This window comes from [Rhizobium] kunmingense, assembly GCF_977018605.1.
Window position 1 is genome coordinate 2644956 of sequence record NZ_CDRNXG010000001.1, and the last position, 25380, is coordinate 2670335.

Genomic DNA, 25380 nt, shown 5'->3' on the forward strand with positions numbered 1-25380 from the left:
TGCCGTATGGATAAGGCGAAATCACCGGCTCGTGACGTGCGGCGATAACGAATGTGTCAGCCGCGCTTGCGAATGACCGCATGCCAGGCGTAGCCGCGGCTCAGCTCCTCGAAGATCATGTCCGCATTTGCAGCGTCCAGCCGCGCCTCCAGTGCTTCATGCAGCGTCGCGCGCGGGGTGACATGGAAACGCCGCAGCCAGGCCTGAAGGCCGGAGCGGAACCAGATCGGCAGGCCTTCCTGCTGGCCGAAATCGACGATATGCAGCGAGCCGTGCGGGGCGAGTGCCGCAAGTGCCGCGTCGATCGCCTCTTCCCAGGCCGGGATCATCGACAGCGCGTAGGAGATCATGACCCGGTCGAAACCGTCCGTGCCGAAATCCTGCGGGCGGAAATTCGTCGCGTCTGCGACGATGAGGTTGGGAAGTGCCTCGCCGCCCGCCAGGTTCTTCCGAGCCGTTGCCAGCATCTCGGCCGAAATGTCGAGGCCGTAAAGTTTTGCCTTCGGATAATGCCGGCGGGTGAGCGCCAGATTGCGGCCGGTGCCGCAGCCGACTTCCAGAATGCTTGTTCCGGGCGATGGCTTGAGGCCCTCGATCATCCGGTCGCGGCCGAGGAGGTAGTATTTGCGCGTCAGGTCGTAGATGTGGCGCTGATAGCGATACATCCGGTCCATGTCGGCGGCGTGGTCATCCGCCGGTCGGTTTTCCGGTACCGCGCTCACGCGCCGGCCTTCGTGTAGATGTGGAAGCCGCCATAGATCGCCGAACGATCCTGACGGTTCAGCTCGCTGGAGCGTTCGGCGAGATAGGTCCATTCCTGCCGCAGTGCATCGGAAATGCGACCTTCGATGACGCTGTCTTCGGCGGCGGTGCGGAAGATGACACGGGCGCCGGGAGCAGCCGTGCGGTTGATCTCGCTCCACAGCGCATTCAGCTGCTCGTCCGACATCCAGTCCTGCGCATCGAGAAGCACGAAGCGATCGACGGAGGCGGCCGGCTTGCGGGCGAGAAGCGCGGTGAACGTCTCGTGGTGCACCGTGACGCGGTCGGCGTTCTGGCGGATGGCCGCGTAATGTTCCGGGCGCAGGTAGAAGGGCAGGTCGCCTTCGTGCGGGCGGGGATAGCGGCGAGCGAAGGCCTGCCAGGCAAAGTAGTTGTCCTTGAGCGGGAAATGGCAGGCGAGCTTTTCCAGCCTGCCACGCAGAACCGGGGCGATCGAGCCGTTCGGGGCGAGGCTTGCCAGTTCGTCATACTGCTGCGGCGGAATGCCGAGGCCGAAAAGCGAGCTCTTGCGGCTGGTGATGAAGCGGATCAACGGGCGATCGAAGAGCGGGGCGATCTTTTCGTCGAAGAACTGCCGCTGTTCGTGCAACGTGCGGGCCTTGACAAAATCCGTCAGCCGGACGCCGTGCAGGCGGGCGAGGATGTGGCCTAGCGCGATGAAGCGGCCAAGCAAGCCGGTGCGATAGATGTTACGGTTGAAGACATCGACGCGCCGGCGGCCGGTCAGCGAGCGCTCCTGCCAGTAGCTTCGCGTGGCATGATCGAGATGGGCGGCGATATGATGGTCGAAGGAAGCGCTGTTGGTCCTCACTCCATCCATGCCGAACTGGCGGACGACATCGGCATGAGCCGGGAGATGACGGAAAGCGGCGAGCTTGAAGCGGTTCAGCGCAATATGGTGACGGTTGAGATCGACGACGTCGATGCTGCCCGGAGAACGCGACAGATAGGCGAGCATGTTGCAGCCGCCGGAGCCGATCGTGACGATCGAATGACCTTCCGCCAGTTCCATCGCCTCAATGTCGACAGCAGGGTCTTCCCATATCTGCGGATAGACGAGGCCGGAGAAGAGGAGGCCGAAGAAGCGCTCCGAAAGGCCGTGGGCGGAAAACGCCTTGTGCTGGATGAGGGCTGATTTCAGCTTGCCGTTCTTTTGCAAGCCACGCTCTTCGACGATCTCTGCCATGGTCAATTCCTGCCTCATCATGCGTTTGGAGGCGTTTAGTCCTCTGATGCAACAGCTTCGTGACGAGACCTGTGTGTGGTGGGGCGGAATGCGGTTGCGGCGCAGAAACGGGCTTTCCCTTGGGTGTATATTTTGCTTGCATGCGGCCGACCCAAAGGGAGACTGCCGGTGCTCAGACGGATTTTTCGTGTCCTCGCCATCCTGCTGATCGTGCTGGCGATCGGCCTTGGCGGATGGCTGTATTTCGTGCCGCCGAACCTGCTGCGTGTCGGCAGCGGCTATGCGGCGAAGATCGTCTGCTCGAATGTGTTCATTGCCGGGCGTGACGCGGATCAGGTTCTGGCGCAGGACGTGCAGGCGCCGGGGCATCCGCTGTTGCGGCTGATGCGGGTGGAGATCGACCGCCAAGGCGGGCGTGTCGGGGCGGCACTTCTGGGCGTAATTGCACCGAGCGAGGCCTTCTATCGCGAGGGAACCGGCTGCACCGTCGTCGTCCCCGGAACATCTCTGGCAAGTGTCGCCGTGCCGCCCGTTTCTGGCGGGGAGGTTGATGATATTCTCTGGCCTGAAGGGCGAAAGGTCGAGTTGGATGAATCGCTTGCGCGCGTGCTTTCAGATGCCGCGTTAACGGGACCGGGCATGCGCGGCACCGTGGTCGTTCGCCAGGGCCGCATCGTGGCGGAGGCTTACGGGACCGGCTTTTCGGCCGAGACACCACTGCTCGGCTGGTCGATGACGAAGACGGTGAATGCCGCGATCATCGGGCGGCTGATAGAGCAAGGGCGCATGTCGCTCGAGGACAGTAACCTGTTTTCCGAGTGGCGCGGCGACGGCCGGGCCGCGATCCGTGTCGCCGACCTTATGGGGATGGAGAGCGGTCTCGTCTTCAACGAGAATTACGGCACGGTTGCCGATGTGACCCGCATGCTTTTCCTTGAGCCGGACATGGCGCGGTTTGCCGCCAGCCTGCCGCCGGAGACGGAGATCGGGACCGATTTCCATTATTCGTCCGGTACTTCGGTGCTGTTGTCGAAACTCTGGATGGAGCGGTTCGACGATGCTGCGGAGGCGCTTGCCTATCCGAACGGCAGCCTTTTCGGGCCGCTCGGAATGGCGTCTGCGGTTATGGAGACGGATGAGGCCGGAACCTATGTTGGCAGCTCCTACATGTATGCGACGGCACGCGACTGGGCCCGCTTCGGCCTGCTGCTGGCGCGGGACGGCATGTGGAACGGAGAGCGGTTGCTGCCGGAAGGGTTCGTGGCGCAGATGCATGCGCCGAACCGCAGTTCGGGCGGTCGTTACTCGAAGCTGCAGACATGGTTGCCGCGGCCCGATGCGGGATTGCCGGCCGATGCGTTCTTTCTGAGCGGCCACGACGGGCAATATGTCTTCGTCATCCCGTCTCTGGATCTGGTCGTCGTGCGCATGGGGCTGACGCCACGCGCCACAGGCTATGACGCGGTACCGTTGGTCAGAGCCGTGATAGGGCGTTGATGAGGCAGTTGCCTGGGCGGTGATCGAGGTCAGTGGCGGCGGATCGCGCCTTACTGTTCCAGAACGTGCAGCATGTCCTTACGCTTGGCGTCGTAATAATAGCCGCGTGCATAAAGACGGATCGCGTTATCGTTGGAATTGTCGGCAACCAGCCAGGCGCCGCGCAGATACTTGATCGCGTATTTGAGGTTGGTCTCGGCATCGAGCAGGCCTTCCGGCGGGCCGGAATACCCCATCGACTTGGCCGTTGCATACTTGATCTGCATGAGGCCCCAATAGCCGTTCTTGTGATAGGCCTTGGGGTCGTATTTGCTCTCGCGGTGGACGACGCGGTGGACGAGCGATTCCGGTACGCCGTAAAGGCCGGCATAGCGGTGAATCAGCTTTTTCAGGTCTGCCGGTGCCGCCGATGCAGTCTCCGGCATCGGTTCGCCGGGTGCCGGCGGAAATTCCATGCGACTGTCGATCGCCTTCACCGCGGCAACCGCTTTCGGCTGGGCGGCATAGGCAAGCGTCGTCGTTGCGGCCATCTGCGGTTTGGGCAGGGGAATGACGGATTGCAACGCCACCATGTCCGGCGTCAGTTGCGGCTCGTCGAGCGCGATCGCCTGGGCGGCGGCGGGCTGGATCCGGCCGGCCTGAACGGCGGGCGCTACCGGCGGCGACACGAGGCGGCTGCCCTTTGCGGTGCTGTGAGCGGCGGCAGGCTGCACGGACGCAAGTACGAGCGGATTTGCGGGTTCGGTCGGCGCGGCGGTTGCCGCCTCGACCTGCATGGCGACAAAGGGTGCCATAGTCGGCGAGGCCATGGCCGCCGTCTGGACGATCGAGGCTTCGGCGCTTGCCGGAACCGGAATGGGAAGACGGCTGGTCTTTGTGAGCGTCACCGAATTCTGCGTGGGGTCTACGGCAAGATCGGCTGCGGCCTGTTCGCTGCCGGACGCGGTCTGCGAGTCGGTCGAAGCCATGTCGGGGCCGTGTTCAACGCTGGAACATGCGGCCAAGGCAGTCGACATGGCCAGAACCACGGCTGCCTTCCGGCCCACAAATCGCATCATCGCCATTGGGTCGCTTTCACTAAAAATCGTTGCCCAGACCGTAAACAGGACCGCCAAAATGCTGCGGGACTTTCGTTTCCATTAACCTATCCGGATCGGGCGGACAAGATGACAGGCGGCGCAGCCGCCTCCTACGCGGCAATTCGCCGGTATCCGGCCGTCACCGCCCGGCGTGCGATGAATAGCGTTCCGGGCTTGTGCGGGGCTTTGCCCGACTTGCGCGGCGGACGCTTTTTGCGGCGCATCAGTCTGGGGAAAACCGCGTAGCAGAGGGCGGAAACGAAGGCCGCGCCAGCGAAAATGCCGATCATCGCGGCATAATCCAGCGGCAATACAGCCGCCGGCTCAGAAAACTGGGCAAGCACGGCGGCCATCAGGAAGACGTAGCGACCGCTCTGGAACGTGGTGCGGATGATCTGCCAGCAAATCTTGAGCGGGCGCGTTTCCGGCAGGTTGTCGTTGTCGGCGACGCCCTGGCGCAGCCGCGGGTCCTGAAATGCATACAGACAATAGATGATCAGGAAGACGAGGCCGACCCATGAGGCCGCGTCGTCGATTGCCGGCATGACGGTGAACAGCCCGATGCTCGCGGTCGTGGCGACGATGGCGGCAAGCGTCACGGCAAGTGTCACCGAGGGCACGGTGACAAGGGCGCTCGTGCGCCCCCAGGACCGCGCGTAAGTCGCGACGGTAAAGGCGAGCGGATGAGGGACGAGGAGGAGCGCCGTTGCAGTCGCAGCAAAAGCGAGCCATGCCTCAGTGGTCATCATACCCTCCCAGGTCGCTCACGGCGCCCGTCTTTCGCGCCATCAGGCAGCCTTGAACGGCTGGCCGATGGACGCCATTACGTCCTCGAACCATTTTGCCGACATATCGAACGGTTTTCCACCCTTGATACGCGGAAATTCGATTGTCCTCAGCTTTCCGCCCTGATCCTCGTCATGGCCGGTGACGCCGGAGACCCTGTTCAGCGCGCTTTCCACGGCCAGATCGACCATCGACTGGATCAATCTCAAATCTTCGCTATTGGCCGGCGCGGAGCGGGCGAAGTAGCCGGATTTCTGCACCAGAGACCGTTCGGCGCCGAGAAGTGCGGCAAACTGCTTCTGGAACCAGCCGCCGACATTGATCGTGTCGATCTTCACATGGCCGAAGGCATCGCGCTTGATCGCCTCGCCGGCAGCTTCGCGTTCGGCGACGATGGCGTCGAGGCAGGCGCCTTCCGAGACGAAGAGGGTTACGAAGCCGCGACTGTCCATCAGCATTTTCAGGCGCGCCGCTTCCGCATCCGCATCGAAGGCCATTTCGGGCAGATAGAGGCCGTCTATGCCCTTCATCTCGGCATTCATGATGAAGCCGTCGACATAGTCCTGCGCGGCGGATTTCTGCATGTAGGCGCGGGCGGTCGCTGCCGTCAGCCAGCCGCAATGGCGCCCCATGACTTCGTGGATGACCAGCGTTCTGGGCGCTGCCGTCTGTTCGTTGGAGACGTTGTCGAAAAAGGTGGCGCCCATTTCGGCGGCGGTCCATGCGCCAAGCGACTGGCGGATCGGCACGACATCGTTATCGACCGTTTTCGGCAGGCCGACGACGGTGAGGTCGTAGCCATTGGCGGCGAGATAGGCGGCGAGGTCGGCTGCGGTCGTGTTCGTGTCGTCGCCACCGATCGTATGGAGAATGGTCACGCCATCGGCCGCGAGCCTTTCGGCGGCGACCGCCAACGGGTTCTCGCCTTCCCTGACGAGGCCACGCTTGACGCAGTCGGCGGCGTTCGTGAGTTTCACCCGGCTGTTGCCGATCGGCGAGCCGCCGAAGCGGTGCAGCAGATGCGCCTTCTCACGCATCTCCGTCGTAATCTCTATTCGATCACCCAGAAGAACGCCCTGATAGCCTGAGCGATAGGCAATCAGTTCCGTTTCAGGAGCGATGTCGGTGTAGCGTTCAATCAGGCCGCCGACGGCCGAGGAAAGGCAAGGGGCAAGGCCGCCCGCGGTCAGCATTGCGACTTTCTGTTTGGTCACGGATCCTCCAATGCGCTCAAAACGCTTATCCACGAACAGGTGGTGAATGGATGCGACAGGTCAATGGCGGTGTAAAGGGGAATCGTCAGGGCACGTTTGCTGCGTATTCGGCTGTCGTTGCGGGCTTGCGCAGAGATTTCAAGTGCTTGTGATCTCTGATTGATGGCAGTGCGCCGCTCTGTCGAGGCATTTCGAAGCACTGCTCTGTAAGCGTGGTAAGTGCTGGTGGAGCGGGGTTTTATCCTGCTTGAGCGGGTGATTGACGTTTATTGCGCATCGATTGTTCGGATAAGATGAACATAGTTTAATCCGATCACGGGCGTCCGATCCGTTGCATTCTCGGGTGTTTTCTGGTCATTTGCCGTCATGATATTCGATTTTTCCTGTCTGCAGATTTCCTCGCTCTGGGAGCGGCTGATCAGCGCCATCGGTGACGCCGCCGGAAGCGCGCTCGGCCGTGTGGTCGAGGCGATCCGCACAATGTTCGAGGGCGACCCGGAAACACGCCGTCAGGTATCCTTCTCCGTTGCCATCATCGCATTGTCGGCCAAGATGGCGAAGGCGGACGGCATCGTTTCCGAGGCAGAGGTTCGGGCTTTCCAGCAGATCTTCGATTTTCCGGACGAGGAAGCGCGCAACGTGGCGCGGCTTTACAATCTGGCACGACAGGATGTGGCCGGATACGAGGCCTATGCGATGAAGCTGGCCGGGCTGTGCGGTTCGGGCGCTTCGGAAAACTGCCCGATGCTGGAGAATGTGGTCGACGGCCTGTTCCACATCGCCAAGGCCGATGGTCTGGTGCATGAAAAGGAACTGCTTTTCCTTGGCCGGATCGCCGAAATCTTCCATATCAATGAAGAGCATTTCCGCCGCATCATGGCGCGGCACGTGCATCTCGACGGGCGCGACCCCTATCTCGTGCTCGGCGTTTCGCCGGAGGACGATTTTTCCGCGATCCGCAAGCAGTACAGGCTGCTGGTTTCCGAACACCATCCCGACCGGCTGATCGCGCGCGGCGTTCCCGCATCGCTGCATGCCGCCGCCAACGAGCGCATGGCGGCGTTGAGCCAGGCTTACCGGACCATCGAGAAAGAGCGCCGGGCCGCATGACCGGCGTCGGCGCGGATTCTTTCGCCGCAGACCATGCGGCGGCCTGCGTGCAGGCCTCGCCGAATCATGGGGAGCGTGTCGACGGGAGAAAGCCCGACATGATCATCCTGCATTACACCGGCATGCCCGATGACGAGCAGGCGCTGCGCTGGCTCTGCAATCCGGAAAGCCAGGTATCCAGCCACTACTTCGTCCATCAGGACGGGCGGGTGATCCAGCTCGTGGCCGAAGATCGGCGCGCATGGCATGCGGGAAAGAGCGGCTGGGCCGGTGAGGGGGACATCAATTCCTGCTCCATCGGCATCGAGATCGCCAATCCCGGTCATCCGGGTGGCTTGCCGTCCTATCCCGAAAAACAGATCGACGCGGTGATCCAATTGTGTCGCGATTGCGGCGAACGGTGGTCGATTGTCCCTCACAGGGTGCTCGGACACTCGGATGTCGCCCCCATCCGCAAGGTCGATCCGGGTGAAAATTTCCCCTGGCAGATCCTGCATCGGGCGGGGGTTGGGCATTGGATCGATCCATCCGTTGTCGCCGGCGGGCGGTTCTTTCAGCTTGGCGAGAGCGGACAGCCGATCGAGGCATTGCAATCGATGCTGTCGCTTTATGGTTACGATCTTGAGATCACTGGGCAATTCTGTGAGCGGACGAAGGGTGTGGTCGAAGCTTTCCAGCGCCATTTCCGGCCGTCTTTGGTCGACGGAATTGCCGATTTTTCGACCATCGACACACTGCACCGGTTGCTGAAGTCGCTGCCGCAATACCGGCCTGCCGAGGCCTGATCGGAGCGTCGGGAACGGCGGCGAAATGCAGCTTTTGCTGCGCCGCCACAGACTTTCCTTATTAGCCGGCTTTAACCATGTCCTCGCGCAATCGCCTTGTAGGCGGGGATTGCTTAAGAAAAACGAACGGGTTTCGTTAACGGTCGCGCCGTCTTTCCGGCGAGGCGACCGAAGGTCCGGCATGTGTCCGGCCGCGATCCTGGCAGGCCCTTCGAGTTCTGGGCCTCATCCGGAGACTGAACTAGTCCATGAGAATGCTGGCTGTTGCAGCCGCCGTGAGCATCGCCGTGCTCGCCGCGGGTACTGACCTCGTGCGCGCCGAGGACGGCGGAGAGACGATCACCTTCACGAAGACAGAGGTCAAGGCGCCTTGGGAAACGCGTGAGACGCTGGCGATGGCCGCGACACCTGAAAGCCGCATGGCGGTGCGCCGGGCGCATTACGAAAAGCTGATCGGCAAATATGCCGACCTTTACGACGTGCCGAACGAGCTGGCGCTTGCCGTGGTACAGATCGAGAGCAGCTTTCGGCCTACGGCCAAGGGAAGCGCCGGCGAAATCGGTCTGATGCAGATCAAGCCGGCCACGGCAAGGATGATGGGATACGAGGGCAAGGCCTCCGGTCTCTACGATCCGGATACCAATATCCGCTTCGGCATGAAGTATCTGGCCGGCGCGCATGATCTCGGTGACGGCAAGATCTGCCGGACGATCCTCAAATACAATGCCGGCCACGGCGCCAAACGGATGAACCCGATCTCGAAACGCTATTGCGACAAGGTTCAGGCGGTGATCGCGGACATGCCGAAGACGGATATCGAGACCGCGTCGATCGCGACCGTCGATCTCGTCTATGCTCGTACATATCCGTTGATGTTCTGATTCAGGCGGCTCAGATTTTGATTCCGCAAACGGTTCGAAGCGCTTATCAGATATGCGCATTCGGCTTGGGAATCGAAAAGGCACAGCAGGCATGGCGCAGCACTTCAACATTATCGTCATCGGACGGGGCATGATGGGGGCTGCGGCGGCGCGGCATCTGTCCAAGTGGACGGATGGCGTGGCGCTGATCGGGCCGGACGAGCCGAAGGATGCCGCCAGCCACCAGGGCGTGTTCGCCAGCCATTATGACGAGGCGCGCATCACCCGCACGATCGATCCGAACGAGGTATGGGGGCTGCTCGCCAATCGTTCGATCGCCCGCTACCGGGAGATCGAGGCGGAAAGCGGCGTCGCCTTCTATCATCCTGTCGGCTGCCTGATGGTGGGGCCGGAGCGGGAGAGCGGTAATCCCTATATCGGTGGCATCTGCGATGCGGCGGCGACGCTCGGCGTCGATGTCGATCTCATCGATGCTGCCGGGGTGGCGGCGCGGTTTCCGTATTTCGGCTTCGAGCCGGGCTGCGAGGGTGTGTACGAGGCGGGCGATGCCGGTTACGTCAATCCGCGGGCGCTGGTGAAGGCGCAGTCGGTTCTGGCCGGCCGGCAAGGAGCCGAGGTGATCGCGGAAACCGTGGTTTCCGTTCGCGATGAAGGCGGAAAGGCCGTCGTGACGACCGCCGAAGGCCAGGTCTATTCGGCGGAGAAAGTGCTGTTGGCCGCTGGCGGGTTTTCCATTTCCGAAGGGCTTCTGCCGCGTCCGGTGGAGATGGCTGTCTATGCGCGCACCGTTACCTTTTTCGAGATCCCGGAGGACGAATTGCCCAAATTCGCGGGCATGCCGTCGCTGATCTACGAGCCGCGCAATTCCCGCGACCATATCTACATGCTGCCGCCTGTGCGTTATCCCGATGGCCGTGTCTATCTGAAGATCGGTGGCGATCCCGACGATATTCTCGTCCGCACGGATGCCGAAATGCGCCAATGGTTCCGCTCGGGTGGGCGCGAGACCGTGCGCGACCACCATGCCCGGATTATCGAGACGCTCGTGCCTGCGATCGATCGAGGCCGGATTTCGACGGGGGCCTGCGTCGTGTCCAAGACGCCGACCGGTTATCCGGCGATCGGCTTTACCGAGTCTTCGCGTATCGGCGTGCTGACGGGCGGCTGCGGGGCGGCGGCGAAGAGTTCCGACGAGATCGGCAGGCTTGGAGCAGAGCTGATCTTCCACGGGGCGATCCGCGACACAGCTTACGCTGTGCCTTTTTCCGCGAGTTTTGCCTGATCGGTGAAACTGCGCTCTTTCCTGTGGCCTTTGCCGATCAAACCGTCTAAGGAGCCGATACCAGTTGGCCGGGCAGCCGCGCTTTACCAATGCCGAAAGGCGGTAGGGTGAGGAAAGTCCGGGCTCCACGGAAACACGGTGCCGGATAACGTCCGGCGGGGGCGACCCTAGGGAAAGTGCCACAGAAAGCAAACCGCCTCGCTACATGCGGGGTAAGGGTGAAAGGGTGGGGTAAGAGCCCACCGCGCTTCTGGTAACAGCGGCGGCAAGGTAAACCCCACCGGGAGCAAGACCGAATAGGGATGACGCGGGGTGCCGCAAGGCGCCTACAGCCCGTTTCCGGGCCAGTCATCCGGGTGGGTTGCGCGAGGCGATGTGCAAGCATCGTCCCAGATGAATGGCTGCCACGTTCCGATGCTTGCATCGGGGCCATACAGAACCCGGCTTACAGGCCAACTGGCAAATCACACTCCGCCCTGAAACGGGCCGTCGAGAGCGGGTCCGGGCCTCTGATGCGGCCGTCGGCATTCAAGTTTCGCGCAGGGTTGAAAGTCCATGCTTCTCAGGCTGTTGAAATGTGCGTGAAGATGCCTTTCCGACCGTTTGCGGCCGGGGTCCGAAGGGTGCCTGGTAATCATTTGTTAAACTTAACGGCTCATAAATAAATGCTGATCGGAAGGGGCTGGCGGAGCCTGTTTCGTCGGTGTTTCGTGGTCGATGTCACGTCATCCTTCGCGCTTCATGTGGTGCCTTGGTCTTGCCGCCGATTGCTTCGTTGCATTGCCGTCCGCCGGCGATGCCTGGTCTTGGAATTTGAAATTTCGCGGTGGCAAAATGGGGCGTCAAAACCGGCGTCCCGATTGCAGCAGGAGTGCAGTATGAGCGACAGGTCGGATGGTGTTGAACTCGGGGCCGATGCCGGGCCGGTTCGTCACATTCCGGTTTTGCTGAAAGAGGTGCTTGCCGCGCTTCAGTCTGAAGCGGGCAAGGTGATCCTTGATGGAACCTTCGGTGCCGGGGGCTACACGTCGGCCATTCTTGCGGCCGGCAGTTCGGTGATTGCGCTCGATCGCGATCCGACGGCGATCGCAGCAGGTCAGGCGATCGTCGCTCAGCATGATGGTCGTCTTTCTCTTCATCATACGGAATTTTCCCGTCTTGCCGATTTTGCGCCGGAAGGCGGTCTCGATGGCGTCGTGTTCGATATCGGCGTCTCCTCCATGCAGATCGACCAGGCCGAGCGCGGCTTTTCCTTCCAGCGCAACGGGCCGCTCGACATGCGCATGTCGTCCGACGGCGTTTCGGCGGCAGATGTGGTCAATCGCGCCAAGGTTGGCGATCTGATCCGTATCTTCGGTTTTCTCGGTGAGGAAAAGCATCCAGGACGTATCGCCCGTGCGATCGAGAAGCGCCGCGCGACGCAGCCGTTCGAGACGACGCGCGATCTCGCCAACCTCATCGAGAGCGTCAATCCGCGAAAGGCCAAGGACAAGATTCATCCGGCGACCCGCGTCTTCCAGGCGCTGCGCATCTTCGTCAATGACGAGCTGGGTGAGCTGGCGCGTGCGCTGTTCGCCGCCGAGCGGGCGCTGAAGCCGGGTGGCCGGCTGGTCGTCGTCACCTTCCATTCGCTTGAGGATCGCATCGTCAAGCAGTTCTTTTCCGACCGTTCCGGCAAGGCCGGCGGCTCCCGGCATATGCCGCTGGTGGAGGTTCGCCCCGCCGTATTCGACTTTCCGGGCAAGCAGATGGTGGCAGCCAGCGACGAGGAGGCGGAGGTCAATCCGCGGGCCCGTTCGGCCAAGCTGCGCATGGGCGTTCGCACGTCGGCACCGTCGGGTGTCGCCGACATGTCCATCTTCGCATTGCCGGATCTTGCCAGCCTCAAGACGATGGGAGCCTGAAGCATGCTGCGGAGTTTCGATCTCGTGCTGATCGGTGTGATGACCGCGATGGCAGTCGTCACCTACACGATCAAGCATCGGGCCGACGAGAAGCTGGCGGAAGTGCGCCGGTTGGAAACCGAGATCCGACTGGAACGCGACACGATCGACCTGCTCAAGGCCGACTGGGCGCTGTTGACCCAGCCGAACCGCCTGCAGCCGCTTGCCAAGGTCTATGACGCCGAGCTTGGTCTGGTGCCGACTGCGCCGACCAGTCTGGCGCTGCCCAACGAGTTGCCGATCCTGCGGGCGCAGCTGCCGCAGCCGGAAACGACGATCGAAGACATCATTGCCGGCAAGAGCGGCGAAGTGGCCGCGGCATTGAAGGGCGTGGAACAGGCCAGGGCGACGCCTGCGCCGGCCATCCCCGTGCCGCTGCCGCGCGGCTTCTCGCCCGATGCAATTTCAACCGGTTCGGTGAGGCGCTAATGTCCTTTCTCTCTCGCGTGATGACCGTCAAGCGCCGGGCTCATTTTTCCGCCAACCGCAAGGGTGGTGTGGGGCCGAGCGGTGGTGCCTTTGAAGGAACACGCAAGCGCAAGGCCGCACAGGCGAGAAACCGAGTCGGTCTTCTGATCGCGGGTTTTGCCGTACTATACGTCGTCGTCGGCGGACGCCTGACGCAGTACGGCATGGCGCAGCCGGAAATCACCTCCAGCATCCTGCCTGCCGACCGGCTGATGGCATCGCGCCCCGACATCGTCGATCGTAACGGAGAAGTGCTGGCGACCGACATCCGCACCGTTTCGCTGTTTGCCGAGCCGCACAAGATCGTCGATGCCGACGAGGTGGTCGAAAAACTCTCCACGGTGCTCACCGATCTCGATATCCGCGGAACATACACGCGGCTGAAATCGAATTCGCGTTTCCAGTGGCTGCGCCGTCAGTTGACGCCGAAGCAGCAGAGCCAGATCCTGGCGCTCGGCATTCCCGGTATCGGCTTCCGGCCGGAGAAGCGCCGCTTCTATCCGGGTGGACGAACCGCGTCTCATATCATCGGCTATGTCAATATCGACAACCGCGGCGTGGCCGGCATGGAACGCTATGTCGACACGCAGGGGCTTGCCGATCTTGCCGCGGTCGGCATGACCTCGAACCAGCCGCTCGAGCCGGTCAAGCTGTCGATCGATCTTCGCGTCCAGGCGATCGTGCATGACGTGATCATGACCGCGATCGACAAGTTCCAGGCGATCGGTGCCGGGGCTGTCGTGCTCGACGCCAATACCGGCGAGGTTCTCGGCATGGCGTCCGCACCGGATTTCGATCCGAACGATCCGGCCGCCAGCGCCAAGGAAGGCTGGCTCAACCGCATGTCGAACGGCACGTTCGAGATGGGGTCTACCTTTAAGTCCTTCTCGCTCGCCATGGCGCTCGACGCCGGCAAGTTCAACCTCAACGATTCGGTCGATGCACGTTTGCCGATCCGCATTGGCGGCTTCACCATCAAGGATTTCCACGGCAAGGGTCGTTTCCTCTCCGTGCCGGAAGTTTTCCAGTATTCCTCCAACATCGGCACCGCCAAGATGGCGGATGCGGTCGGCATCGAGGGGCACAAGGATTTTCTCACCAAGCTCGGTCTTTTGAGCCGGATGCATACGGAACTGCCGGAAGTGGCGATGCCGACGCAGCCGCGCCAGTGGAAGAAGATCAACTCGATCACGATCTCCTTCGGCCACGGTGTTTCCACGACGCCGCTGCAGACGGCGGTTGCCGGCGCGTCGCTCGTCAATGGCGGCAAGCTGATCAATCCGACCTTCCTGCCGCGCTCGCGTGATCAGGCGGACATGGACGCGGTGCAGGTGATGAAGGCTTCGACCAGCCGCGACATGCGCTACCTGTTCCACTGGAACGGCGTGAAGGGATCGGGCCGCAATGCGCGCGTCGCGGGCTTCAATGTCGGCGGCAAGACGGGCACGGCCGACAAGGTGGTCAACGGCCGCTATGCGCATGACAAGAACTTCAACGCGTTCCTGGCTGCCTTCCCGATCGACGATCCGAAATACGTCGTGCTGACATTCATCGACGAGCCGAAGACCGACAAGGGCAATGGCGCAGCGCTCGCCGGTACCTCTGCAGCCCCGATGGCGCATGACATTATCAGCCGTGCCGCGCCCATACTCGGTGTGAAGCCGAAATTCGGCGATGACGGTTCTGCCCTGCTTGTGTCTTATTGAGCGATAACAAAGCGGTCAGCGATTCGTGATTGCTGACCGACAACTGGAATTCTGCCAATGAAACTGCGCGATCTTGCCGGCCCGGATTTTCCGGAGATGAATGGGCTTCTCGATGGTCCTACGGGCGACCTCGAGATTACCGGGATTTCCTCGGACAGCCGCAAGATCAAGCCCGGCATGCTGTTCGTCGCGCTCTCCGGCACCAAGGGCGACGGGGCGGGCTTCATTGCCGACGCGGCCGGCAAGGGTGCCGTTGCGGTGGTTGCTGCGCATCAGGCGGATGCGAGCATTCCGGTTCTTCCCGCTTCCAACCCGCGCCGCTTTCTGGCGCTTTCCGCCGCCCGCCTCTTCGGCCGCCAGCCGGAGACGATGGTGGCTGTGACCGGAACGGCCGGCAAGACTTCGGTTGCCTCCTTCACCCGTCAGATCTGGGCGAAAGCCGGCCTGAGCGCGGCGCAGATCGGGACGACTGGCGTGATTTCACCCACTCGTAATGATTACGGTTCGTTGACGACGCCCGATCCTGTCGATCTGCAGGCGCTGCTTGCCGAACTCGCCGACGAAGGCGTGACGCATGCGGCGATGGAGGCATCCAGCCACGGGCTCGACCAGTCGCGCCTCGACGGCGTGAAACTGTCCGCCGTCGCCTTCACCAATCTCGGCCGCGATCACATGGACTACCACCCGACGGTGGAGGACTACATGGCCGCCAAGATGCGGCTTTTCGATACGCTGGCGCCGAAGGGCACGCCGGCGGTCATCTTTGCCGACGATGCATGGTCCGACGAGGCGATCCGCGTCGCTCAGGCGTCCGGGCTCGATGTCCGCACCGTCGGGCGCAAGGGTGATTATCTCTGCATCAAGCGGGTCGAGCATTTCCGCCACAAGCAGATGGCGGAAGTCCATCATGCCGGCGAAATCTTCGAGATCGACATTCCGCTTGCCGGTGATTTTCAGCTTGCCAATGCGCTTGTCTCCGCGGGCCTTGCCATTTCGACTGGTGTCGCACCGAGGGCCGCCTTCAAGGCGCTGGAGACGCTCACGGGTGCTGCAGGGCGTCTGGAACTCGTCGGCCACACGAAGGACGGGGCGCTTGCCTATGTCGATTATGCCCACAAGCCCGACGCGCTCGAAAAGGTGCTGACGGCTGTGCGGCCCTTCACCAGCGGCCGGGTCCTGGTCGTGTTCGGCTGCGGCGGCGACCGCGACAAGGGCAAGCGGCCGATCATGGGCGAGATCGCCACGCGTCTCGCCGACGTGGTTGTCGTCACCGACGACAACCCGCGTTCGGAAGTGCCCGAAGTGATCCGTTCGGAAATCATGGCGGCGGCACCCGGCGCCATCGAGATCGGCGACCGGGCAACGGCAATCCGTCATGCGGTGAGCCTGCTCGGCTCCGGCGACACGCTGATCGTCGCCGGCAAGGGACATGAGGAAGGGCAGACGATCGGTGCGACCGTACTGCCGTTTTCCGACCATCAGGAAGTACGCAAGGCATTGGAGGAACGGGCATCGTGAGCTGGCTCTGGACATCGCAGGAGATGGCGGCCGTCATGGAAGGCCGTCCGATCGGTAACTTGCCCGAGGGCATTACCGGGATTTCGATCGACAGCCGTTCGATCGGCGCGGGCGAAGCCTTCTTCGCCATCAAGGGTGACCGGGTCGACGGGCATGACTATGCCAGCATCGCGGTTGCCAACGGCGCATCGCTGATCGTCGTTGCCGAAGGCAAGCTGCCGGCGCTCGGCCGCCTGACCGTGCCGATGATCGTCGTTGAAGACGTGCTCGTGGCGCTCGGCAAGCTGGCCGTTGCCAGCCGCAGGCGCAGCGGCGCGCGGATCGTCGCCGTCACCGGTTCGGTCGGCAAGACGACGACGAAGGAAATGCTGCGCAATGTGCTTTCGCCTTCCGGCCGCGTACATGCAGCCGTGGCTTCCTTCAACAATCACTGGGGCGTGCCGCTGACCCTGGCGCGCATGCCGGCCGATACGGAATTCGGTGTCTTCGAGATCGGCATGAACCATGCCGGTGAGATCACGCCTTTGGTCAAGATGGTCGAGCCGCATGTGGCGATCATCACCACGATCGCGGCAGCTCATCTCGGCCATTTCATCGATCTCGAAGAGATCGCAGCGGCGAAGGCTGAGATCTTCGACGGCGTCGTCGAGGGCGGGGCTGCGATCCTCAACCGCGATATCAAGCAATACGAGTTTCTCGAAGAACGCGCCGAGGACGCCGGGGTCGCCAAGATCTACAGCTTCGGCCAGCACGCCAAGGCGGACTTCCGGCTTGCCGATTTCGAAGGCGATGCGGAAAGCTCGACGATCTGGGCCGTGATCGGCGGCGAGACGCGCGAAATCCGCATCGGCGCGCCGGGCCGCCATATCGCCGAAAACGCCATGGCGGCGCTCGGGGTGTGCAGCCTTGTCGGCGCGGATATGGAGGAGGCCATCGCGGCCCTTTCCGGTCTGCGCGCGGTCAAGGGGCGTGGCGAGCGCCATCGTCTGGGTATCGGCGAGGGGCATCTGACGCTGATCGACGAGAGCTACAACGCCAATCCGGCATCGATGCGGGCGGCGATTGCGCTTCTGGCCGCTTCGATGCCGGAGCTGACGGGCCGACGGATCGCCGTACTCGGCGACATGCTGGAAATGGGTGCGTTCTCGGCGCAGGTGCATGAGGAGCTTGCAGGAGCGCTTCTCGCAGCCGGTATCGAGCATGTCTGGCTGGCCGGCGCGGAGATGGCGGCGTTGCGGGATGCGCTGCCGGACAGTGTCGAGGTGGTCTATCACGAACAGACCGCCGATCTCGTCGGGCATGTCGTAAACGCGGTCAGACCGGGTGATGTGGTCATGGTGAAGTCGTCACTCGGCCTCGGCTTCGGCAAGATCATTGCGGCTCTGCTTGACAACTATCCGGCATTCTCCGACACGCATCACCAATCCTGAATTTTAGCGGCTTTTAGAAAGGGCCCATATGCTGATCTGGCTTGTCGAACTGGCGGACGAACTGCAGTTTTTCAATTTGTTCCGCTACATCACCTTCCGGACCGGCGCTGCCCTGTTCACCTCCGCACTCATCGTCTTCCTGTTCGGGCCGAGGATGATCAATTCGCTGCGCGTGCGTCAGGGCAAGGGCCAGCCGATCCGCGCCGACGGCCCGCAGACGCATTTCAAGAAGGCCGGCACACCGACCATGGGCGGCCTGATGATCCTCGCCGGTATCGTCGGCGGCTCGCTGCTCTGGGCCGATCTGTCCAACGTCTATGTGGTCGCGACGCTTTTGGTCACGCTCGGATTCGGCGCGATCGGTTTCTATGACGACTACCTGAAGGTGACGAAGCAGTCGGACAAGGGCTTTTCCGGCAAGGCGCGCCTCGGCATCGAGTTCGTCATCGCCGGCATCGCGGTCTACTTCATGATGCGCCTGTCGATGGCGTCGCAGACAGCCAATCCGGCGCTTGCCACCTCGATCGCGCTGCCGTTCGTGAAGGAGTTCGCCATCAATATCGGCTTCTTCTTCATCCTCTTCGGCGGATTCGTCATCGTTGCGGCCGGCAACGCCGTCAACCTGACGGACGGTCTCGATGGTCTCGCCATCGTGCCAGTGATGATCGCGGCCGCTTCCTTCGGGATCATCGCCTATCTCGCCGGCAATGCCGTCTTCGCCAATTACCTGCAGATCAATTTCGTTCCCGGTACCGGCGAGCTTGCGGTCATTCTCGGCGCGGTCATCGGCGCCGGCCTCGGCTTCCTCTGGTTCAATGCGCCGCCGGCGGCGATCTTCATGGGCGATACCGGTTCGCTGGCGCTCGGCGGCCTGATCGGTTCGGTGGCCGTCGCCACCAAGCACGAGATCGTCATGGCTATCATCGGCGGCCTGTTCGTCATGGAAACGCTGTCGGTGATCATCCAGGTCGGTTTCTTCAAGCTGACCGGACGCCGGGTCTTCCTGATGGCGCCGATCCATCACCATTTCGAAAAGCTCGGCTGGAGCGAAAGCCAGGTCGTGGTCCGCTTCTGGATCATCGCCGTCGGTCTCGCCATGCTCGGCCTGTCCACCCTGAAACTCCGGTAATAGCAGATGATCCCCGTCACGACTTTCAAGGCAAGGAACGTAGCGCTGTTCGGTCTCGGCGGATCGGGGCTTGCGACCGCGCAGGCGCTGGTCGCCGGCGGCGCCAACGTGACGGCATGGGACGACAATCCCGACAGTGTGGCGCGGGCATCGCAGGCGGGCATCACCGTTGCGGATCTGAGAACCATCGACTGGTCGCAGCAGGTGGCCCTCGTGCTGTCTCCGGGTGTGCCGCTGACGCATCCGAAGCCGCATTGGACCGTCGACCTGGCGAAGGCTGCGGGCGTCGAGATCATCGGCGATGTCGAGCTTTTCGTGCGCGAACGCCGGGCGCATGCGCCGGATTGCCCGTTCATCGCGATCACCGGCACGAACGGCAAGTCGACCACGACCGCGCTGATTGCGCATATTTTGCGCGAAAGCGGTCGCGATACGCAGCTCGGCGGCAATATCGGCACGGCGGTTCTGACGCTCGATCCGCCGAAGGCGGGGCGTTTCTATGTGGTCGAATGCTCGTCCTACCAGATCGATCTGGCGCCGACGCTGAATCCTTCGGCCGGCATCCTGCTCAACCTGACACCGGATCATCTCGACCGGCACGGCACGATGCAGCATTATGCCGACATCAAGGAACGGCTGGTCGCCGGCAGCGATACGGCGATCATCGGTATCGACGACAGCTTCTGCGCGCTGATTGCCGATCGCGTCGAGCGCGCCGGCGTTAGCGTGAAGCGGATTTCCAAGCGCAGTCCGGTGGCCGAAGGTCTCTATGCCGAGGGCATGCGGTTGATGCGGGCGAGCGGAGGTGCTGCCGATCAGATCGCCGATCTCGACGGTATCCAGACGCTGAAGGGCGCACACAACGCGCAGAACGCGGCAGCAGCTGTTGCTGCCTGCCTGGCTGTCGGGTTGTCTGATGACGAAATCCGTGCAGGCCTCAAATCCTTCCCCGGCCTCAAACACCGGATGCAGCCGGTCGGGCGACGAGGGCATGTCGTGTTCGTCAACGATTCCAAGGCCACCAATGCGGAGGCGGCGGCACCGGCGCTCTCCAGCTACGAGCGGATCTACTGGATTGCCGGCGGCCTTGCCAAGGAAGGCGGGATCACAAGCCTCGCACCACTTTTCCCGCGTATCGTCAAAGCCTATCTGATTGGAGAGGCCGCGCCGGCATTTGCGGCCACCCTTGGCGATGGTGTGCGATACGAGATTTCCGGCACGCTGGAACAGGCCGTCGCTCACGCTGCCGCAGACGCCGCAGGCGATCAATACGCTTCGGCCGTGATGCTTTCGCCGGCATGTGCAAGCTTCGATCAGTTCAAGAATTTCGAGCTCCGCGGTGATGCCTTCGTGCAGCACGTGGCCGGCTTGCAGGACGTGACCATGCTGGTCGATACCGGAAACAGGAGCTGACAACGATGGTAAGCCGCGCAGACCGAGGACCGCTCGCAGACTGGTTCTGGACGATTGACCGCTTCTTCCTCGCGGCCTTCATCCTGTTGATGGGCATAGGATTCATGCTTTCGTTTGCCGCGTCTCCCGCGGTTGCCGAACGTATCGGACTTGGCAGCTTCCACTTCGTCGAGCGCCACGCGATGTTCATCGTGCCGTCGCTGATGGTGATGATCGGACTTTCCTTCCTGACGCCGCGGCAGGTGCGGCGCATGGCGATCCTTCTTCTGGTCGTCTCGCTGGCGATGATGGTGCTGGCGCTGTTTATCGGCGTCGAGGTTAAGGGCGCGCGGCGCTGGCTCGGTATCGGCTCTTTCTCGATCCAGCCGTCCGAATTCATGAAGCCGGCCTTCGTCATCGTCTGCGCCTGGCTGTTTTCAGAGCATGCGCGGCAGCCGGAAATTCCCGGAAATCTGTTCGCCATCATCCTGTTCGGCATCGTCGCGGCGCTTCTCGTGGCCCAGCCCGACCTCGGCCAGACGATCCTGACCAGTGTCGTCTGGGGCGGCATGTTCTTCATGGCCGGCATGCCGTGGCTGTGGATCGTCGTTCTCGGCGGCATGGGCGCCGGCGGTCTGCTGGCGGCTTATTACATGCTGCCGCACGTGACCGCGCGTTTCGACAAGTTCTTGACCGGCGAGGGTGATCGCTTCCAGATCGAGACTGCCCATGAGGCGATCGTGCGCGGTGGCTGGTTCGGTCAGGGACCGGGCGAGGGCATGGTCAAGCGCATCCTGCCGGACAGCCATACCGACTTCATCTTTTCGGTCGCTGCGGAAGAATTCGGCATCATCTTCTGCATGGCTCTGGTGATGATCTTCGCCTTCATCGTGCTGCGCGGCCTCAATCATGCCTTCAACGAGCGCAATGACTTCAACCGGTTTGCGGTTGCCGGCCTGGTGCTTTTGATCGGCATGCAGTCGATGATCAATATCTGCGTCAATCTCGAGCTGATGCCTGCGAAGGGCATGACGCTGCCGCTGATCTCCTATGGAGGCTCGTCGCAGATCGCCATCTGCGTGACCGCCGGCTTCATCCTGGCCCTGACACGTCACCGGCCGGAAAAGCGGGCGCAGGAGCGCCGGCACTTCAGAATGCCGCACGGCATTCCGGCCGAGTGACCCGGCGGCGTGATTTAGCCAGGAAGTTTGGCGGAGTGATTGAATGACCAAGGGTGTGATCGTGCTTGCCGCCGGGGGAACCGGAGGCCATCTGTTTCCGGCAGAAGCGCTGGGCCACGAGCTGAAGAGCCGTGGCTTTTCGGTGCATCTGGTGACGGATAGCCGCGCCGAGCGGTTTGCCGGAAAGTTTCCGGCCGACGAAATCCATGTCGTGCCGTCCGCCACCTTCGCCTCGAAGAGCCCGGTGGCGATGGCCAAGACGGCGCTGACCTTGTGGAAGGGCCTGCGCGTTGCCCGAAAGCTGATGGTGCGGTTGCGGCCGCTGGCGGTGATCGGTTTCGGCGGGTACCCGACCGTGCCGCCGCTTCTCGCCTCGACCGGGCTCGGCATTTCGACGCTGATCCATGAGCAGAACGCCGTCATGGGTCGTGCCAACAAGGCGCTGGCCAAGCGCGTGCAGGCGATCGCCGGCGGTTTTCTGCCGGAAGGCCGCGGCGAGCATGCGGCAAAGATCGTGCTGACCGGCAATCCGGTTCGTCCGCCGGTGCTTGAGGCGGCTGCCGTTCCCTATGCTGCCTCGCGCGGGCAGGAGCCGTTCAGGCTGGTCGTTTTCGGCGGCAGCCAGGGCGCACAGTTCTTTTCGTCTGCTGTTCCGACCGCAATCAGCCTTCTCGAACCCGCGCAGCGTGAGCGACTTGTCGTCACCCAGCAGGCGCGGCCGGAAGATAGTGATCGCGTGACGTCCTGTTTCGCCAAGCTCAAGGCGCCGGCCGATATCGCGCCGTTCTTCACCGACATGGCCGACCGTCTGGCTTTAGCACATCTGGTCATCTGCCGCTCCGGCGCATCGACCGTGTCGGAAATCTCGGTGATCGGCCGCCCGTCGATCCTCGTGCCTTATCCTTACGCGCTCGATCACGACCAGGCGGCGAATGCCGCGGCGCTGGTCGCCGAAGGCGGGGCGGAGGTGGTGGCGCAGGCCGATCTTTCGCCGGAACGGCTTTCCGCCATGCTTGCCTCCGCGATGAGCGAGCCGGAGCGGATGGAGGCGACGGCTGCGGCTGCAAAGAAGGCGGGCAAGCCGCAGGCGACCGAAAGCCTGGCGGATCTTGTCATCGCTATTGCGGAAAAGCGTTCAATCGCCGAATACAAGAACAATAAGAATAAGAGTGGAGTTCAGGCATGAAGATGCCCCAGGCCATCGGCCTCGTACATTTCATCGGCATCGGCGGCATCGGCATGAGCGGCATTGCCGAAGTGCTGCACAATCTCGGCCACAAGGTTCAGGGGTCCGATCAGTCGGACAGCGCCAATGTGCAGCGCCTGCGTGACAAGGGCATCGAGGTATTCGTCGGCCACAAGGCGGAAAATCTTGGCGATGCCGAAGTCGTCGTCGTGTCGACCGCGATCAAGAAAACTAACCCGGAACTGATCGCCGCGCGTGAAAAATCGCTGCCGATCGTGCGTCGTGCGGAAATGCTGGCCGAGCTGATGCGCTTCCGCAATGCGATCGCCATCGGCGGCACGCATGGCAAAACGACGACGACCTCGATGGTCGCGACGTTGCTGGAGGCCGGCAATCTCGATCCGACCGTCATCAATGGCGGCATCATCAATGCCTACGGAACCAACGCCCGCATGGGTGAGGGCGAGTGGATGGTGGTCGAGGCCGACGAATCCGACGGCACCTTCCTGAAGCTTCCGGCCGAAGTGGCGGTCGTCACCAATATCGACCCGGAACATCTGGATCATTACGGCAATTTCGATGCGGTTCGCGCGGCGTTCCGTCAGTTCGTCGAAAACGTGCCTTTCTACGGTTTCGGCGTTCTGTGCATCGACCATCCGGAAGTGCAGGCGCTGGTCGGCAAGATCGAGGACCGCAAGGTCGTGACCTATGGCGAAAATCCGCAGGCCGATGCGCGTTTCTCCAACATTCGCATGGACGGCACCAAGGCGACGTTCGATGTCGAAATTCGTCGCCGCCGTACCGGACGGGTGTTCAATTTCAAGGACCTGACCCTGCCGATGCCGGGTCGACATAATATTTCCAATGCAACAGCGGCAATTGCCGTCGCCAATCGTCTGGGCATTTCCGAAGCGGATATCCGCAAGGGGCTGGCGGCTTTCGGTGGTGTGAAGCGCCGCTTCACCCTGACGGGGACCTGGAACGACGTTTCGGTGTTCGACGACTACGGCCATCACCCTGTCGAGATAAAGGCGGTTCTCAGAGCTGCTCGGGAAGCCTGCAAGGGCCGTATTATCGCGGTGCATCAGCCGCATCGCTTTTCGCGCCTTGGCAGCCTTTTCGAAGACTTTGCGACCTGCTTCAATGACGCGGACAGCATCATTCTTGCTCCCGTCTATGCGGCGGGTGAAGATCCGATCGAGGGGATCGATTCGGAGACGCTGGTGTCGCGCATTCGTTCGGGCGGGCATCGCGATGCCCGCTACATCGCGTCGCCGGCCGAACTGGCCCCCATCGTTTCAGGCATTGCGAAACCGGGTGATTTCGTGGTTCTTCTGGGTGCAGGTAATATTACGCAGTGGGCGGCATCCTTGCCGGGTGAGCTGCAGAGCATAGCAGGACGTTGAGAATGAAGCAGGTAAATGGGGAAAAGCTGCTGGCCTCGCTCGGGGAGGGCGTCAACCAGCTGCGCGGGCGTTTGACGCCGGATGCGCCGATGGAGCGCGTGACGTGGTTTCAAGCCGGCGGTCTGGCCGAGCTGATGTTTCAGCCGCATGACACGGATGATCTCGTCACCTTCCTGAAGCTGTTGCCGGAAGAGGTGCCGCTGACGGTCGTGGGCGTCGGGTCGAACCTGCTCGTGCGCGATGGCGGCATTCCGGGCGTCGTCGTACGCCTCTCGGCCAAGGGCTTCGGCCAGGTCGAACTCGAGGGTGAAAATCTGATCAAGGCAGGCTCTATCTGCCCGGACAAGCATATCGCCGCCATGGCGATGGATAACGGCATCGGCGGCTTTGCCTTCTACTACGGCATCCCCGGCTCGATCGGCGGTGCGCTGCGCATGAATGCCGGCGCCAATGGCGGCGAGACGGCCGAGCGTGTCGTCGAGGTTCACGCCGTCGATCGGCAGGGCAACCAGCATGTGCTGTCCAAGGCCGACATGGGCTACAGCTATCGTCATTCGGCAGCGTCGAAGGATCTGATCTTCACGCATGCGATCTTTGAAGGCTATGCCGAGGACCGGGCGACGATCCGTGCCGAAATGGATGCCGTGCGCCAACACCGCGAGACGGTGCAGCCGGTGAAGGAAAAGACCGGGGGGTCGACCTTCAAGAACCCCGAAGGTCATTCGGCCTGGAAGCTGATCGACGATGCCGGCTGCCGCGGGCTGATGAACGGCGGCGCGCAGATGTCGTCGCTGCATTGCAACTTCATGATCAATATCGGTCATGCCACCGGCTACGACCTCGAATATCTCGGCGAAATGGTGCGCCAGCGCGTGTTCGAGGATTCCGGCATCAAGCTGGAATGGGAGATCAAGCGGCTCGGTATCTTCATGCCGGGGCGTGAGGTGAAGCCGTTCCAGGGGGCGACGACGGAGTAGCGATGAGCGAAGACCCGTTCGATTTTGGAAGGGAGAAGCAAACGATCGTTCTCGTCCAAAACGAACGGGCAAAGCTGAGAGCGAATGCCCTTGATAGGCTTTCTACAGCTTCTGTCGCGGCCGGGTTTATCGCTCCGGTGGCGTCGATCTCCAACAGCGGGTTCAGTTCGGGGCTTTCGGTTTCAATCGTTATCTCGACCGTCGTTTGGATTTCGACCGCATTCGTATTACATTTGGGGGCGCAGTCCGCACTGGGGAAGTTGAAGCCATGAGTTTCGCTGCTGCCTTTTATCTCTACATTCTTCCGCTGATGATTTCTGCCGCCGTATTGGGATGGATGGCCTACGATAAATGGAAGCAGCGCCGTGGTCAGGGGCCTCATGCTGGTGATTGAGAGCGGCAAGATATTCAAAGAAAAGCCCGCGAGGCCAATGGCTTCGC

23 protein-coding genes and 1 other RNA gene are annotated in these 25380 nt (G+C 62.2%); 19 read left to right on the plus strand and 5 right to left on the minus strand.

The window, feature by feature from the left end:
• Positions 1-56: 56 nt before the first annotated feature.
• Complete coding sequence (locus tag AC0JZ4_RS12615; RefSeq protein WP_471887880.1) at positions 57-674, minus strand: class I SAM-dependent methyltransferase; 618 nt, start codon at positions 672-674, stop codon at positions 57-59.
• 44 nt (positions 675-718) lie between these two features.
• Positions 719-1969 carry a BtaA family protein gene (locus AC0JZ4_RS12620; protein WP_471886717.1) on the minus strand — a complete coding sequence of 417 codons (1251 nt, stop codon included), beginning with the start codon at positions 1967-1969 and terminating at the stop codon, positions 719-721.
• A 168-nt stretch (positions 1970-2137) separates the two neighbouring features.
• Here AC0JZ4_RS12620 and AC0JZ4_RS12625 point away from each other — a divergent pair, with 168 nt between their 5' ends.
• Positions 2138-3466, plus strand: coding sequence for a serine hydrolase domain-containing protein (locus AC0JZ4_RS12625; protein ID WP_471886718.1), 1329 nt, complete (start codon positions 2138-2140; stop codon positions 3464-3466).
• Between the two features lie 50 nt (positions 3467-3516).
• Here the strand turns inward: AC0JZ4_RS12625 and AC0JZ4_RS12630 are convergent, their stop codons facing one another.
• The 3 genes from AC0JZ4_RS12630 to AC0JZ4_RS12640 all read right to left on the minus strand — a co-directional run bounded on the left by AC0JZ4_RS12630 (position 3517) and on the right by AC0JZ4_RS12640 (position 6545).
• On the minus strand, positions 3517-4434 hold the full coding sequence (locus tag AC0JZ4_RS12630; protein ID WP_471886719.1) for a transglycosylase SLT domain-containing protein: 918 nt from the start codon (positions 4432-4434) through the stop codon (positions 3517-3519).
• A gap of 221 nt (positions 4435-4655) precedes the next feature.
• Complete coding sequence (locus AC0JZ4_RS12635) at positions 4656-5291, minus strand: hypothetical protein (RefSeq protein WP_471886720.1); 636 nt, start codon at positions 5289-5291, stop codon at positions 4656-4658.
• Positions 5292-5333: 42 nt separating this feature from the next.
• Complete coding sequence (locus AC0JZ4_RS12640; RefSeq protein ID WP_471886721.1) at positions 5334-6545, minus strand: pyrophosphate--fructose-6-phosphate 1-phosphotransferase; 1212 nt, start codon at positions 6543-6545, stop codon at positions 5334-5336.
• A 366-nt stretch (positions 6546-6911) separates the two neighbouring features.
• Here AC0JZ4_RS12640 and AC0JZ4_RS12645 point away from each other — a divergent pair, with 366 nt between their 5' ends.
• The 18 genes from AC0JZ4_RS12645 to AC0JZ4_RS12730 all read left to right on the plus strand — a co-directional run bounded on the left by AC0JZ4_RS12645 (position 6912) and on the right by AC0JZ4_RS12730 (position 25333).
• The gene (locus tag AC0JZ4_RS12645; protein ID WP_471886722.1) at positions 6912-7655 is read left to right on the plus strand and encodes a TerB family tellurite resistance protein; all 744 of its coding nucleotides are present in this window, start codon (positions 6912-6914) and stop codon (positions 7653-7655) included.
• Positions 7652-8440: an N-acetylmuramoyl-L-alanine amidase gene (locus tag AC0JZ4_RS12650; RefSeq protein ID WP_471886723.1), complete on the plus strand. Its 789-nt coding sequence runs from the start codon at positions 7652-7654 to the stop codon at positions 8438-8440. The genes AC0JZ4_RS12645 and AC0JZ4_RS12650 overlap by 4 nt, the downstream gene beginning before the upstream one ends.
• A 248-nt stretch (positions 8441-8688) precedes the next feature.
• On the plus strand, positions 8689-9321 hold the full coding sequence (locus AC0JZ4_RS12655) for a lytic transglycosylase domain-containing protein (protein WP_471886724.1): 633 nt from the start codon (positions 8689-8691) through the stop codon (positions 9319-9321).
• Between the two features lie 91 nt (positions 9322-9412).
• Positions 9413-10603: an NAD(P)/FAD-dependent oxidoreductase gene (locus AC0JZ4_RS12660; protein WP_471886725.1), complete on the plus strand. Its 1191-nt coding sequence runs from the start codon at positions 9413-9415 to the stop codon at positions 10601-10603.
• Between the two features lie 60 nt (positions 10604-10663).
• Positions 10664-11067, plus strand: an RNA gene (gene rnpB, locus AC0JZ4_RS12665) — RNase P RNA component class A.
• Between the two features lie 414 nt (positions 11068-11481).
• Positions 11482-12507 (plus strand): 16S rRNA (cytosine(1402)-N(4))-methyltransferase RsmH, encoded by a 1026-nt coding sequence (gene rsmH / locus AC0JZ4_RS12670; RefSeq protein WP_471886726.1) that lies wholly within the window; start codon positions 11482-11484, stop codon positions 12505-12507.
• 3 nt (positions 12508-12510) lie between these two features.
• Positions 12511-12975 (plus strand): cell division protein FtsL, encoded by a 465-nt coding sequence (gene ftsL, locus AC0JZ4_RS12675; protein WP_471886727.1) that lies wholly within the window; start codon positions 12511-12513, stop codon positions 12973-12975.
• Positions 12975-14720 (plus strand): peptidoglycan D,D-transpeptidase FtsI family protein, encoded by a 1746-nt coding sequence (locus AC0JZ4_RS12680; protein ID WP_471886728.1) that lies wholly within the window; start codon positions 12975-12977, stop codon positions 14718-14720. The genes ftsL and AC0JZ4_RS12680 overlap by 1 nt, the downstream gene beginning before the upstream one ends.
• A 57-nt stretch (positions 14721-14777) precedes the next feature.
• Complete coding sequence (locus AC0JZ4_RS12685; protein ID WP_471886729.1) at positions 14778-16238, plus strand: UDP-N-acetylmuramoyl-L-alanyl-D-glutamate--2,6-diaminopimelate ligase; 1461 nt, start codon at positions 14778-14780, stop codon at positions 16236-16238.
• Positions 16235-17668, plus strand: a complete 1434-nt coding sequence (locus tag AC0JZ4_RS12690; protein WP_471886730.1) for a UDP-N-acetylmuramoylalanyl-D-glutamyl-2,6-diaminopimelate--D-alanyl-D-alanine ligase — start codon at positions 16235-16237, stop codon at positions 17666-17668. Before AC0JZ4_RS12685 ends, AC0JZ4_RS12690 begins: the two co-directional genes overlap by 4 nt.
• A gap of 28 nt (positions 17669-17696) precedes the next feature.
• On the plus strand, positions 17697-18797 hold the full coding sequence (gene mraY / locus AC0JZ4_RS12695) for a phospho-N-acetylmuramoyl-pentapeptide-transferase (RefSeq protein WP_471886731.1): 1101 nt from the start codon (positions 17697-17699) through the stop codon (positions 18795-18797).
• 6 nt (positions 18798-18803) lie between these two features.
• Positions 18804-20210, plus strand: coding sequence for a UDP-N-acetylmuramoyl-L-alanine--D-glutamate ligase (gene murD / locus AC0JZ4_RS12700; RefSeq protein WP_471886732.1), 1407 nt, complete (start codon positions 18804-18806; stop codon positions 20208-20210).
• Positions 20211-20215: 5 nt separating this feature from the next.
• Positions 20216-21370, plus strand: coding sequence for a putative lipid II flippase FtsW (ftsW, locus tag AC0JZ4_RS12705; RefSeq protein WP_471886733.1), 1155 nt, complete (start codon positions 20216-20218; stop codon positions 21368-21370).
• 43 nt (positions 21371-21413) lie between these two features.
• Positions 21414-22556 (plus strand): undecaprenyldiphospho-muramoylpentapeptide beta-N-acetylglucosaminyltransferase, encoded by a 1143-nt coding sequence (murG, locus tag AC0JZ4_RS12710; RefSeq protein WP_471886734.1) that lies wholly within the window; start codon positions 21414-21416, stop codon positions 22554-22556.
• On the plus strand, positions 22553-23962 hold the full coding sequence (murC, locus tag AC0JZ4_RS12715; protein WP_471886735.1) for a UDP-N-acetylmuramate--L-alanine ligase: 1410 nt from the start codon (positions 22553-22555) through the stop codon (positions 23960-23962). Before murG ends, murC begins: the two co-directional genes overlap by 4 nt.
• A gap of 2 nt (positions 23963-23964) precedes the next feature.
• On the plus strand, positions 23965-24939 hold the full coding sequence (gene murB, locus AC0JZ4_RS12720) for a UDP-N-acetylmuramate dehydrogenase (RefSeq protein ID WP_471886736.1): 975 nt from the start codon (positions 23965-23967) through the stop codon (positions 24937-24939).
• A gap of 2 nt (positions 24940-24941) precedes the next feature.
• Positions 24942-25211 (plus strand): hypothetical protein, encoded by a 270-nt coding sequence (locus AC0JZ4_RS12725; RefSeq protein ID WP_471886737.1) that lies wholly within the window; start codon positions 24942-24944, stop codon positions 25209-25211.
• Entirely contained in the window at positions 25208-25333 is a 126-nt protein-coding gene (locus AC0JZ4_RS12730; protein ID WP_471886738.1) for a hypothetical protein, read from the plus strand. The genes AC0JZ4_RS12725 and AC0JZ4_RS12730 overlap by 4 nt, the downstream gene beginning before the upstream one ends.
• Positions 25334-25380 lie beyond the last annotated feature (47 nt).